This window comes from Streptomyces sp. NPDC051740 (assembly GCF_044453165.1).
GTDB lineage: Bacteria > Actinomycetota > Actinomycetes > Streptomycetales > Streptomycetaceae > Streptomyces > Streptomyces atrovirens.
This window is the reverse complement of sequence record NZ_JBITCL010000003.1, coordinates 172,958-185,025: the sequence shown is the minus strand read 5'-3', so window position 1 is coordinate 185,025 and position 12,068 is coordinate 172,958. Positions and strand designations below refer to the sequence as shown.

The 12,068-nt window shown below is 71.6% G+C and carries 13 protein-coding genes and 1 pseudogene; 11 read left to right on the top strand and 3 right to left on the bottom strand.

Translation table 11 applies throughout. The annotated features are described in order from the left end of the window. The first annotated feature begins 48 nt into the window (after positions 1 to 48). From ACIA6T_RS06585 to ACIA6T_RS06570, 4 genes are all read left to right on the top strand, one after another. On the top strand, positions 49 to 474 hold the full coding sequence (locus ACIA6T_RS06585) for a contact-dependent growth inhibition system immunity protein (RefSeq protein ID WP_399445441.1): 426 nt from the start codon (positions 49 to 51) through the stop codon (positions 472 to 474). Positions 475 to 586: 112 nt separating this feature from the next. Then, positions 587 to 1,399 (top strand): SAM-dependent methyltransferase, encoded by an 813-nt coding sequence (locus ACIA6T_RS06580; protein ID WP_399445440.1) that lies wholly within the window; start codon positions 587 to 589, stop codon positions 1,397 to 1,399. A 46-nt stretch (positions 1,400 to 1,445) separates the two neighbouring features. Next, positions 1,446 to 2,189 carry a class I SAM-dependent DNA methyltransferase gene (locus tag ACIA6T_RS06575; RefSeq protein WP_399445439.1) on the top strand — a complete coding sequence of 248 codons (744 nt, stop codon included), beginning with the start codon at positions 1,446 to 1,448 and terminating at the stop codon, positions 2,187 to 2,189. A gap of 191 nt (positions 2,190 to 2,380) precedes the next feature. Then, positions 2,381 to 5,392: a family 16 glycoside hydrolase gene (locus ACIA6T_RS06570; RefSeq protein ID WP_399445438.1), complete on the top strand. Its 3,012-nt coding sequence runs from the start codon at positions 2,381 to 2,383 to the stop codon at positions 5,390 to 5,392. On the opposite strand, the gene ACIA6T_RS06565 is transcribed toward ACIA6T_RS06570, so the two are convergent. Beyond that, on the bottom strand, positions 5,389 to 5,808 hold the full coding sequence (locus tag ACIA6T_RS06565; RefSeq protein WP_399445437.1) for a hypothetical protein: 420 nt from the start codon (positions 5,806 to 5,808) through the stop codon (positions 5,389 to 5,391). The two genes, ACIA6T_RS06570 and ACIA6T_RS06565, sit on opposite strands and share 4 nt — an antisense overlap. Positions 5,809 to 5,971: 163 nt before the next feature. Here ACIA6T_RS06565 and ACIA6T_RS06560 point away from each other — a divergent pair, with 163 nt between their 5' ends. The 5 genes from ACIA6T_RS06560 (at position 5,972) to ACIA6T_RS06540 (ending at position 9,547) form a co-directional block, all read left to right on the top strand. Further along, on the top strand, positions 5,972 to 6,580 hold the full coding sequence (locus ACIA6T_RS06560) for a TetR/AcrR family transcriptional regulator (protein WP_399445436.1): 609 nt from the start codon (positions 5,972 to 5,974) through the stop codon (positions 6,578 to 6,580). Positions 6,581 to 6,699: 119 nt separating this feature from the next. Continuing rightward, the gene (locus ACIA6T_RS06555; protein WP_399445435.1) at positions 6,700 to 7,107 is read left to right on the top strand and encodes a YciI family protein; all 408 of its coding nucleotides are present in this window, start codon (positions 6,700 to 6,702) and stop codon (positions 7,105 to 7,107) included. An 8-nt stretch (positions 7,108 to 7,115) separates the two neighbouring features. Continuing rightward, complete coding sequence (locus tag ACIA6T_RS06550) at positions 7,116 to 8,261, top strand: RNA polymerase sigma factor (protein ID WP_399445708.1); 1,146 nt, start codon at positions 7,116 to 7,118, stop codon at positions 8,259 to 8,261. 217 nt (positions 8,262 to 8,478) lie between these two features. Then, entirely contained in the window at positions 8,479 to 8,682 is a 204-nt protein-coding gene (locus ACIA6T_RS06545) for a hypothetical protein (RefSeq protein ID WP_399445434.1), read from the top strand. A gap of 67 nt (positions 8,683 to 8,749) precedes the next feature. Continuing rightward, positions 8,750 to 9,547 carry a VOC family protein gene (locus ACIA6T_RS06540; RefSeq protein WP_399445433.1) on the top strand — a complete coding sequence of 266 codons (798 nt, stop codon included), beginning with the start codon at positions 8,750 to 8,752 and terminating at the stop codon, positions 9,545 to 9,547. A gap of 24 nt (positions 9,548 to 9,571) precedes the next feature. On the opposite strand, the gene ACIA6T_RS06535 is transcribed toward ACIA6T_RS06540, so the two are convergent. Next, complete coding sequence (locus ACIA6T_RS06535) at positions 9,572 to 9,961, bottom strand: RidA family protein (RefSeq protein WP_399445432.1); 390 nt, start codon at positions 9,959 to 9,961, stop codon at positions 9,572 to 9,574. Positions 9,962 to 10,033: 72 nt separating this feature from the next. Here ACIA6T_RS06535 and ACIA6T_RS06530 point away from each other — a divergent pair, with 72 nt between their 5' ends. Further along, positions 10,034 to 10,990 carry a LysR family transcriptional regulator gene (locus ACIA6T_RS06530; protein ID WP_399445431.1) on the top strand — a complete coding sequence of 319 codons (957 nt, stop codon included), beginning with the start codon at positions 10,034 to 10,036 and terminating at the stop codon, positions 10,988 to 10,990. On the opposite strand, the gene ACIA6T_RS06525 is transcribed toward ACIA6T_RS06530, so the two are convergent. Next, on the bottom strand, positions 10,941 to 11,591 hold the full coding sequence (locus ACIA6T_RS06525) for a phosphoribosyltransferase (protein WP_399445430.1): 651 nt from the start codon (positions 11,589 to 11,591) through the stop codon (positions 10,941 to 10,943). The two genes, ACIA6T_RS06530 and ACIA6T_RS06525, sit on opposite strands and share 50 nt — an antisense overlap. 138 nt (positions 11,592 to 11,729) lie before the next feature. Between ACIA6T_RS06525 and ACIA6T_RS06520 the strand changes: the two are divergent. Continuing rightward, a pseudogene (locus ACIA6T_RS06520) lies at positions 11,730 to 11,954 on the top strand (RNA polymerase sigma factor); the annotation flags it as partial. Positions 11,955 to 12,068: the final 114 nt, after the last annotated feature.

Here is a 12,068-nt window from a genome sequence, read left to right as displayed (position 1 = left end):
GCCGGGAGCCGGGAGCCGGGAGCCGGTCCGGTCGGCGAGAATGTCGCCGTGGACCGTCTGCTGCACCTCGACCGTACGCTCGACGAGCTGGATCCGCCCCGCTGGGAGGATCCGGCCGCCGACGCGACCCACCTGATCCGCACGGTGCACGGGTTGCGGCGCGTCCCGCTGCGTGAACTCCGGCCGGGAGATCTGCGCATGCTCGTCGGGCAGCGCGTCGCCCTGCCGTACGTGCTGCCGTTCGCGGTGTCTCTGCTGCTGGAGGAGCCGCTGCTGGACGCGACCTTCTACGAGGGGGATCTGCTGCTCACGGCCGTCGAGGCCCCGGCGTCGGCCTGGGCCCTCTTCCCGGACCTGGCCGTGCGGCTGCGCGACGTGATCGCGACGCTGCCCGCGGAGGCCGTCGCGGATCTGCCGCGCGGAGCGGCGGAGCACCTCACCCGTTTCGTCACGGGGCCCGCGTCTTCCGGCTGACCCGGGCGGGAAACGGCCCTGTCTCCCCGCGGACAAGCCCGCGCCGGCGAGCTGTGGGACCGTAGATTGTGCGTTGGCCGGAACAGCCCCCGAACGACTACGGACGGTACTCATGACCGACCCTGCCGCAGCACCCGGATCAGCGCAGCAGAAGATCGACACCTCGGTGCCGCACTCGGCCCGGATCTGGAACTACTGGCTGGGCGGGAAGGACAACTACCCCGTCGACGAGGAGGCCGGCGACGCCTACACCGCCGTCTTCCCCGGGATCGTCACCATCGCCCGCAGCAGCCGCGCCTTCCTGCGTCGCAACATCGCCTATCTGGCCGGCGAGGTGGGCATCCGGCAGTTCCTGGACATCGGGACCGGGCTGCCGACGGCCGACAACACCCACCAGGTCGCCCAGCGGATCGCCCCCGAGTCCCGGATCGTCTACGTCGACAACGACCCGATGGTCCTGGCCCACGCCCGCGCCCTGCTCTACTCCACCCCCCGGGGGGCGACCGCGTACGTGGACGCCGACATCCTGGACCCCGACCGCATCCTGGAGGTCGCCGCCGAGACGCTGGACCTCAAGCGGCCCACGGCCCTCATCCTCAGCAACATCCTGGGGCACATCGCCGACTACGACCGGGCGCGTTCCATCGTCACCCGGCTGATGGCCGCCCTGCCCTCCGGCAGCTACCTCTCCGTCAACGACGGCTCGCGCGGCATCGACCCCGTCTTCGAGCAGGCCCAGGACGCCTACAACGAGAGCGGTGCCGTCCCCTACAACCTGCGCACCATCGATCAGATCGCGGCGTACTTCGAGGGCCTGGACCTCGTCGAGCCCGGCGTCGTCTCCGTCCCGCTCTGGCGCCCGGACGGCGACACCCCCGCCCCGGAACCCATCGGCGAGCACGGTGGTCTCGCCCGCAAGCCCTGACGTAATTCGCTGGACAACTCCCTTGTGGACGAAGAGCGTTGGCGCAATGGAGCAGAAGGAGATCTGGGACGCCGATACCGCCCGGCGCTATGACACGCCCGGCACCGGCATGTTCGCGCCCGAGGTTCTGGACCCGGCCGTGGACCGCCTCGCCCGGCTCGCCGAGGGCGGGGCGGCGCTCGAATTCGCCATCGGCACGGGCCGGGTGGCCGTTCCGCTCACCGGGCGCGGAGTGCCCGTCACCGGCATCGAGTTGTCCCCGCCGATGGTGGAGCAACTGCGCACCAAGGCCGACGGGACGACGATCCCCGTGATCATCGGTGACATGGCGACCACGGCCGCCCCCGGTGAGTACACCCTGGTCTACCTCGTCTTCAACACCATCTCCAATCTGCTCACCCAGGCCGAGCAGGTCGAGTGCTTCCGCAACGCCGCCCGCCACCTCGGACCCGGCGGGCGGTTCGTGATCGAACTCTGGGTCCCCGAACTACGCGAACTGACACCGGGGCAGACGGCCACGGTCTGGCAGTCCGAGCCCAGGTACATCGGCCTGGACACCTACGACGTCCTGCGCCAGCGCGTCGTGTCGCACCACTTCCACTTCGACGACGGCCGGCAGGCGGAGCTGTTCCGCAGCCCGCACCGCTACATCTGGCCGGCCGAACTCGACCTCATGGCCCAACTGGCCGGTTTCGAGCTGGAGTCCAGGCACGCGGACTGGGACGGCGCCACGTTCACCGCCGAGTCGCGCTCCCACGTCTCGGTCTACCGCCTCCCGCCCTCCCCGTAACCGCACGCCGGTTCCACGGCACACCCATTACATCGATGAATGCTGCCCACCGGATGGACTTTGAACTCATCGATGACAAAGTATGGACGGGTTGAGCAGAAGTCTCCTAGCGTGTCGGCCGCAACCGTTGGCGTATCGCCCATTCGGCACCGGAGTCATCCGGCCCTCCGGTCGACCCAGCAGGAGGAAGCATGGACGCACGGCTGTACCGGCGCGCCCGAAGACGCTTGACAGGACTACTCGTTGGCGCGTTCCTCGCGGGCGGGATCTACGGATCCCCCCTGGCGTCCGCCCAACCGGGCGCCGCACTCCGGGCCGAGGTGCCGCCCCAGGAGCCCGGCGTCACCCTGCGCGTCTTCGACGTCCAGGTCCCGCTCGACAAGATCTGCACCCTCAAGCCCGGACAGACCCCCAACGTCGACAAGCTGATGCCGACCGTCGACTGGAGCACGACCGGCGACTTCGGCGGGTTCAGCGACAACTTCGTCACCCAGGTCACCGGCAACATCCATGTGCCGGCCGACGGTTCGTACGCCTTCCGGCTCTCCAGCGACGACGGCTCACGGCTGCTGATCGACGACCGGCTGGTCATCGACCACGACGGGCTGCACGGTGCCGAGCCCAAGGACGGCACCGTCCAACTCACCGAGGGCATGCACGCGTTGCGCATCGACCACTTCGAGCGCGGCGGCGACCAGGTGCTCAGCCTGGCCTGGCGGCCGCCGGGCGCGGGCGACTTCGCGACCGTGCCGAACGCGGCCCTGAGCACCGACGCCGGCGTGGTCCGCGTCACCGCACCGGGCCGCAAGGAGTGCGAGGGCGTCAGGGACTCGCCGGGGGACGGTCTCCCGCTCAACTCGGTGCGCCCCGACCACACCCTCACCGACCTGCGCCCCGAGGGCTTCCAGCCGCAGGTCACCGGCATGGACTGGCTGCCCGACGGCCGTCTGGTGGTGAGCACCTGGGGCGGCACCGACAACACCGCCGGCGAGGTCTACGTCATGGACGAGGTCACCGGCACCACCGGTCCGGGCCAGGTGAAGGCCACGAAGATCGCCGAGGGCCTCAAGGAGCCGATGGGCCTCAAGGTCGTCGACGGCACCATCTTCGTCTCCCAGAAGCACGAGCTGACGGAGCTGGGCGACAGCGACGGCGACGGCGTCATGGACGAGTTCAAGACGATCGCCACCTGGCCCTACGGCGGCAACTTCCACGAGTTCGCCTTCGGACTGCTGTACCGCAAGGGCTACTTCTATCTGAACCTGTCCGTCGCCATCAACTACGGCGGCGCCACCACGGACCCGCAGCCCGCACCCGGCCGCGGCGCCACCATCAAGGTCGACAGGAAGACCGGCGAGGTCAGTTACATCGCCGGCGGCCTGCGCACCCCGAACGGCATCGGCTGGGGTCCCGGCGGTGACATCTTCGCCACCGACAACCAGGGCGGCTGGCTCCCCTCGTCGAAACTGGTCCACATCAAGCAGGACCGCTTCTTCAACCACTACACCAACCCCGCGGGCCCCTTCGACTCCGAGCCGGTGACCCAGCCGGTGCTCTGGCTCCCGCAGAACGAGATCGCCAACTCGCCCAGCACACCCCTCTACCTGACCAAGGGCAGGTTCAAGGGGCAGATGCTGTTCGGTGACGTCACCTACGGCGGTCTCCAGCGCGCCTACCTGGAGAAGGTCAAGGGCCAGTACCAGGGCGCGGTCTTCCGCTTCACCCAGGGCCTCGAAGCCGGCGTCAACCGGATCACCATGGGCCCCGACGGCGCGATCTACGCGGGCGGTCTGGGGGCGGACGGCAACTGGGGCCAGGAGGGCAAGCTCAGGTACGGCCTCCAGAAGCTGACGCCGAACGGCGGCAACACCTTCGACATCCAGGCCATGCGGGTGAAGAAGGGCGGCTTCGAGCTGGAGTACACCCAGCCGCTGTCGCAGGAGACCGCTGACAACCTTGTCAGCCACTACGAGGCCGAACAGTGGCGCTACACCCCGACGCGCGACTACGGCGGACCCAAGATCGCCGAGGAGACCCTGGAGGTGACCTCGGCCAAGCTGTCGCGCGACCGCAAGAAGGTGACCCTGGCCGTCGAGGGACTCAAGCCGGGCCGCGTCGTGCACGTCCGCTCCCCGCGCCCGTTCAGCTCGGCGTCGGGCGAGACCCTGTGGAGCACGGAGGCCTGGTACACCCTCAACGCCATGCCGGGCAAGCAGCCCGAACAGGGCCCGCTGTACGAGGCCGAGGAGGCGGCCCTCACCGGCGCGGCCGGCATCAACACCGACCACCGGGGCTACTCCGGCAGCGGCTTCGTCGACCGGTACGGCACCCAGGGCACCACCACGACCTTCGACGTCGAGGTGGACAGGAGCGGAACGTACGACCTGGGGCTGCGCTACTCCAACGGCCCGAACCCCTTCCAGGGCACCAAGTCCCTCTCCCTGTACGTCAACGGCAAGAAGGTGAAGCAGACCGAGTTCCGCAGCACCGGTGACTGGGACACCTGGTCGACACAGACCGAGGCACTGGAGCTGCGCGCCGGGCACAACAGCGTCGCCTACCGGTACGACGAGGGCGACACCGGCCACGTCAACCTCGACCTCCTCAGCGTCGACCGGCACGGCAGGCCGGTCGGCCTGTTCGACGGCGACGGCCTCGACCGGTGGCAGCACACCGACGGGCGCCCGGTCCAGTGGCCCGTCACCGACGGCGCGACGGAGGTCTGCTGCGGGGACATCCGCACCAAGAACAGCTACGACGACTTCAAGCTGCACGTGGAGTACTGGCTGCCCCAGCTGCCCCCGGACGTGACGGGCCAGGACCGCGCCAACAGCGGCGTCTACCTCCAGGACCGCTATGAGCTCCAGATCCTGGACTCCTACGGCGACACCACACTCGACACCAACGAAGCGGGAGCGATCTACCTGAAGAAGGCCCCTGATGTGAACGCCGCCAGGGCACCCGAGACCTGGCAGTCGTACGACATCGTCTTCCACGCGGCGCGCTACGACGCCGAGGGCGAGAAGACGGCCGACGCCCGCGTCACCGTGGTCTGGAACGGCAAGAGGATCCACGACGACGTGACCGTCGACAGTCCGACGGGTGGCGGAATCGCCGAGGGCCCCGCAGCCGGAGCCATCCGGCTGCAGGACCACGGCAACAAGGTCCGTTACCGCAACATCCGTATCGAGCCGCTGGGTTAGGACGCGGCGGCCGGGTCCGGTGTCCTGTCGTCCGGCGCGGACGGCAGGACACCGGACGCCTCGTCCGCCGAGGAGCGACGGGCGCGGATCCCGGTCATGCCGAAGGCGGTCAGGGCCGCGGCGACGGCCGCCGCCACCCCGCACACCAGGTAGGCCGTGCCGAAGCCGCTGCCCAGGGCGTCCAGGGCGAGACCGTGCGCCGCCGATCCGGGGGTGCCGGGCGGCAGGCTGTCCACCGCGATCGGCCCGCCCGCCGCGGCGGCCTCACCGGGCGTCAGGCCCGCGCCCGGCAGGTTCGCCGTGAACGCCGCCCCCGCACCGCTGAGGGCGACCGCGACGGCGCCGCCGAGCCCGTCCCCGAGTGCGCCTGCCCGCTCACCGGCGCCGCCTGCGTCCACCGCGTCTACACCGACCACGGCGTCTTCGCCCCCGGCCCCGACGGGGGTCCGCGTCCTGGAGACGTACGGCATCACGGCCGCCCGGCTGCGGGAGCGACTCGCCGTCGACCTGCTCCTCTGAAGGCTTTACGGTACGTAAGGTGAGCGCTCTCCGTGCCGGGGCGGCGTCAGGATCTCCGGCATGGCGGACCTTCGTGAGGCGCAGAAGCGGATGACCCGGCGCCTGCCGCTGGAGTCGGGACTCGAGCTGTTCAAGACGAAGGGGTACGCCGCCACCACGGTCGACGACATCGCGACCGCCGCGGGCACCACACGCGTGACCTTCTACGCGTACTTCCCCTCCCGCAGCGAACTGATGAAGGCGCTCATCGACGAGCGGCTCAACGAGGCGCTGCGGCGCGTCCGCTCCCCCGAGCCCGGCTCCACGGCGCGGGACCTCGTCGCCACCGTCGCCGAGGGGACGCCGGACGCGATCACGGCGTGGCTGCGGCGGACCGCCGACATCTGGCCGGCCATCCGGCCGATCATCCGCAGCGGCCGCGACGCCGCGGTGATCGACCCGGAACTCACCGACCTGGTCGAGCGCTGGCTGGAGGAGGCCGTCGGCGACATCGAGGACGGGCTGACGGCGGCCGGACGGTTCGAGCCCCACCAGCGCCGCTTCCGGGGCGTGCTCGCCGTGTCCCAGCTCGACTACGTCGCCCAGCACTGGCACCGTACCGACTGGAAGCTCACCCGCGACCAGATGCTCGACGAACTCGGCGCGAGCCGGGTGCGGCTGCTGACCTGACGGGACCCGGCACGAGAGCCCGGAAAAAAATTCCGGCGGAGATGTCGAGAACCCGCGTCCGGCTCCGTCCCCGGGGTGAACGCGACCACAATGGCCGCACCGGAACCGAGGAGCACACCATGGCCAAGTACCTGCTGCTGAAGCACTACCGAGGCGCACCCGCCGCGGTCAACGACGTTCCCATGGACCAATGGACGCCCGAGGAGATCTCGGCCCACATCCAGTACATGAACGACTTCGCGGCCCGGCTGGAGAAGACCGGGGAGTTCGTCGACGGCCAGGCGCTCGCCCCCGAGGGCACATGGGTCCGGTACGACGGGGAGGGGCGCCCGCCGGTCACCGACGGCCCGTTCGCCGAGACCAAGGACCTCATCGCCGGCTGGATGGTGATCGACGTCGACAGCCACGAGCGTGCCGTCGAGCTGGCCGGGGAACTGTCGGCCGCCCCCGGGGCGGGCGGGAAGCCGATCCACGAGTGGCTGGAGCTGCGCCCGTTCTACGGAGTGCCGCCCACCATCACGGAGTGACCCCACCCATGGACGAGGCCCTGCTCCGCAGCCTCACCCCGAGCGTCCTCGCCGTCATGGTCCGCCGCGGAGCCGACTTCGCGGCGGCCGAGGACGCCGTACAGGACGCGCTGGTCGAGGCGATCCGCGTCTGGCCCGCCGACACGCCGCGGGATCCCAAGGGCTGGCTGATCACCACGGCCTGGCGCAAGTTCCTCGACGCGACCCGCGCGGACGCCGCCCGCCGCCGGCGTGAGGACCGCGTCGACGAGGAACCGGCACCCGGGCCCGCACCGGCCGCGGACGACACGCTCCGGCTCTACTTCCTGTGCGCCCACCCGTCGCTGACGCCGTCCTCCGCGGTCGCGCTCACCCTGCGCGCCGTCGGCGGACTCACCACCCGCCAGATCGCCCGCGCCTACCTCGTACCCGAGGCGACCATGGCGCAGCGGATCAGCCGGGCCAAGCGCACCGTGTCCGGTGTGCGGTTCGACCGGCCCGGCGACGTCGCCACCGTGCTGCGCGTCCTCTACCTGGTCTTCAACGAGGGCTACTCGGGGGACGTCGACCTCGCCGCCGAGGCCATCCGGCTCACCCGGCAGCTCGCGGCCGCCGTCGACCACCCCGAGGCGGCGGGGCTGCTCGCCCTCATGCTGCTCCACCACGCCCGGCGCGCCGCCCGCACCGCGCCCGACGGCAGCCTGGTGCCGCTCGCGGAGCAGGACCGCGGCCGCTGGGACACCGTGGCGATCACCGAAGGCATCGGGATCCTGCAGGCGGCCCTCGCCCGCGACCGGCTGGGCGAGTTCCAGGCCCAGGCCGCCGTCGCCGCCCTCCACGCCGACGCGCCCACCGCCGGGGAGACCGACTGGGTGCAGATCGTCGAGTGGTACGACGAACTCACGCGCCTGACCGACAGCCCGGTCGTCCGGCTCAACCGCGCGGTCGCCGTCGGCGAGGCCGACGGACCGCGCGCCGGGCTGGCGGCGCTCGCGGAGCTGGACGCCTCCCTGCCGCGCCACACCGCGGTGGCGGCGTACCTCCACGAGCGCGACGGCGACCCGGCGACGGCGGCACGGCTGTACGCCGAGGCGGCCCACAAGGCACCCGACCTCGCCGAGCGCGACCACCTGACACGCCAGGCCGCCCGGCTCAACTCCCGCCGGGCCCGCTGACGCGTCAGGGGCCGGCCCTGCATGCGCCAAGCGGATGGTTCGTACAAGCTCACCTGAGTGACGTGCATGGTCAGTTACTCGACTGCTCGTTCGATCTTTTTGCCGTTCACTTCATTGACGTCATGTAAAGCAAATGGCTGGTCTCGCTGCAGCCACAGGGTGCCGAGCACCCCTGTCCCGCACACGTGAGGCAGGCATGAGCGGCGGGAGCAACACCGTGAACACTGTTCTGGGCCCGGTGCCGGCCGAGGAGCTGTCCAACGACGAGCCGCCGGCCGACGCGCACAACGCGCTGCTGCCGCCGGACGCCTTCCACCTGCCGGTCGGCCGCCCCGTCACCCACAAGATCTACCGGGACGCCGCGCACCCCTCCCGGCTCGTGCTGCCGTTCACGAAGCGCGAGGCGGCGGAGAAGGAGTAGCCGAGGGGCGAGTGTCAGTGCCCGGTGGCACGCTGAGGCCAAAGGGACTCAGCGAAAGGACATCGCGGTGATCACCACTGACTTCGCCCCCGGCTCCCCCTGCATGCTCGACCTCGGGTCCCCCGACGTCCGGGCCGCCGCGGCCTTCTACGGCGCGGTCCTCGGCTGGGACTACGAGCCCATGGGGGACGGGGAGGACATGGAAGGCGGGATGTTCCGCAAGGACGGCAAGATGGTCGCCGGGCTCGGCAAGCTCACCGAGGAGGGTGCCCGCCCGGCCTGGATGATCTACTACACCGTCGCCGACGCGGACGCCACGACCCAGGCGGTGGAGCGCGCCGGCGGCACCGTGCGGGTACCGCCGATGGACCTCGAACAATGGGGCCGGATGGCACAGTACAGCGACCCGCTGGGTGGCCAGTTCGCCGTCTGGCAGCCGGGGGAGAGCAAGGGCGTCGACCTGGTGGACCAGCCGGGCTCACTGTCCTGGACCGAGCTGCACACCAGTGACGCGGCGGCCGCCAAGGAGTTCTACGGCGGTGTCCTCGGCTGGCGGTTCAGCGACACGGAGATGCCGGGCGGCGCGGGCACCTACACCCTGATCACCCCGGCCGGACTGCCCGAGGAGCGGATGCACGGCGGCCTCATGGAGGTCCGCGAGGAGGACCTCGCCCCGGCGGGCGGGCGGCCCTACTGGCACCCGGTCTTCCACGTCACCGACTGCGACGCCGCGGTGGCCGGGGTCACCGGAAACGGCGGAAGCGTGCAGATGGGCCCGGCGGACGCGGAAGGCGTCGGCCGCCTGGCCGTCTGCCTCGACCCCTTCGGCGCGGACTTCGTCGTGCTCACCCCGGCCGAGAGCTGAACACCGGGGACGCCGGGCCGGCCGTCACCGGGCCGACCGCTGCGCGTACACCTCGATCTCGATCTTCATACGGGGATCGGCCAGACCGCACACGAGCATCGTCGCGGCCGGCCTGACGTCGCCGAAACAGCGGCGCAGGACCGGCCAGCAGGGCTCGAAGTCGTCCCGGTCGGGCAGGATGTAGCGCACCCGCACCACGTCGGCGAAGGCACACCCCGCCTCGGCCAGCGCGGCCCCGATGTTGCGCAGACACTGCTCGGCCTGCTCCACCACGTCGTCGGAGATCGTCATGGTGGTGTAGTCGAAACCGGTCGTCCCGGACACCTGAACCCAGTCGCCGTGGACCACGGCACGGGCGTAGCCGATCTGCTCCTCGAACGTCGAGCCGCTGAGGACCGCACGTCGCTCTGTCATACACGGGACGCTATGTGACCAGCATCGATACGTCTAATACCGGGAGAGGCATGACCTGATATCCCTGGGCGTATGACGCGTCCCGGGCTTCGCCCCGAACTTCCGCTGCCGCAGCTGCACGCCTTCGTCGTACTCGCCGAGGAACTGCACTTCGGCCGCGCGGCCACCCGGCTGGGCATCGCCCAGCCACCGCTGAGCCAGCAGATCCGCCGCCTGGAGGAGAAGGTCGGGCATCCGCTGTTCCACCGGGAACCGGGACGCGTCACCCTCACCCCGGCCGGCCGCGAACTGCTCCCCGCCGTACGACGGGCCCTGGCCGACCTCACGGACGGGCTGTCCGCCGCCCGAGCCGCCGGAAGCGGCCGGGCGGGCCGCCTGCGGATCGGCTTCGCCGCCTCCCTCGCCCTGACCGTCCTGCCCGGCCTGCTGCGCACCTTCCGGCAGCGGTTCCCCGACGTGCACCTGGACATCCACGAGATGACCACCGCGCCCCAGACCGCCGCCCTGCGCGAGGGGACCATCGACATCGGCCTGCTGCGCGAACCCCCCGACGGGGAGACGGGGATCGGCTTCCGGACCATCCTGACCGAGCCGTTCGTCGCCGTCCTGCCGGCGGCCCACCCGCTCGCCGCCCGGCGCACCGTGCGTCTCGATCAGTTGGCGGACTCGCCGTTCGTGCTCCTGCCCCGCGAAGTCGGCCCGCGGCTCCACGACCGGATCACCGGTCTGTGCGCCGAGGCGGGCTTCACACCCCGGATCGCCCAGCACGCGGTGGAATGGCAGACCGTGTGCGCCCTGGTCGAGACCGGTCTCGGTGTCTCCCTGGCCCCGGCGAGCATCCGGCGCATCCGCCTCAAGGGTGTCGCCTTCCGCGCCCTCGCCCCCGGTACCGCCCGCACCCGCGTCGCCGTCGCCTGGCGGAGGAACGACCCGAACCCGCTGGTCGCGAACCTGCTGGCCACCGTCGGCCAAGAGGTGCCTAGGCCGGGTGCAGTTCCCGCAGGGCGTCCAGTACCTCCTGGTCGGTGACCTGGCGGAAGTCCTCGTACCACTCGCCGACCGATCGCAGCCGCTGCGGCTGGTACAGGGAGACCACGTCGTCGGCCTCGTCCCGCAGCGCCGAGGCGGTCCCGTGACCGCACACCGGCACCGCCAGCGTCAGCCGCAGCGGACCGCCGCGCCGAAGGTGCCGCAGCGCCGCGCGGGCGGTGACCCCCGTGACCAGTCCGTCGTCCACGACCACGATGCTGTGACCGCTGATGTCCGGGGCGGGACGCCCGCCCCGGTAGACACCCTCCCGCCGGTGCAGCTCGACCCGCGCCCGGGCCACCTCGGCGCCGAGCCTGTCCTCCGAGAGGTCCATGGCCCTCAGCCCCGTACGGTCGAAGACCGGGGGATCGTCGCCGGCGATCGCCCCGACACTCACCCCGGGGGATCCGGGAACCCCGACCTTGCGGACCACCAGGACATCCAGGGGCACCTGCATCGCCCGGGCGATCTCCGCCCCGACCGGAACGCCACCGCGCGGCAGGGCCAGCACGGTCACATTCGCGAGATCACCGCTGCTCGCCCACTCCAGCATCCTGACGGCCAGCTCCTGTCCGGCATGCGCACGGCTCTGGAATCGCACGGCTCGCTCCCTTCCTCGGCCACCCGTGCCGGGTAACCGCCATCGCCCCGCCACTCACCTGCGGGTGTCACGACAAAGCGCGAGGCGGATGCCGAGGTCCGCCCGGCTGCTCCGACCCACCGGTGAGAGGCGCCCGCACCGCCCGGCCCGTACCGGCTCCAGGCGGCGATCGCCGCGGTGCACCACGAGGCGGAGCGGGCGGAGGACACCGACCGGCCGCAGATCCTGGCGTTCCACCGGCTGCTCGAACGCATGGTGCCCGCCGATCCCATGGTGACGCTCGACCACGCGGTCGCGCCGGCCATGGCGGAGGGACCGCGGGCGGGGCTGGAGATGCCGGAGACCCTGGACGCCGACGGCCGGCCGGGGGGCCCCCCCCCCCCCGGGGGGGGGGGGGGCCCGCGGGGGGGGGCGGGCGGGGGCCCCGCGCCCCCCCCCGCCCCCCCCCCCCCCCCCCCCCCCCCCCCCCCCCCCCCC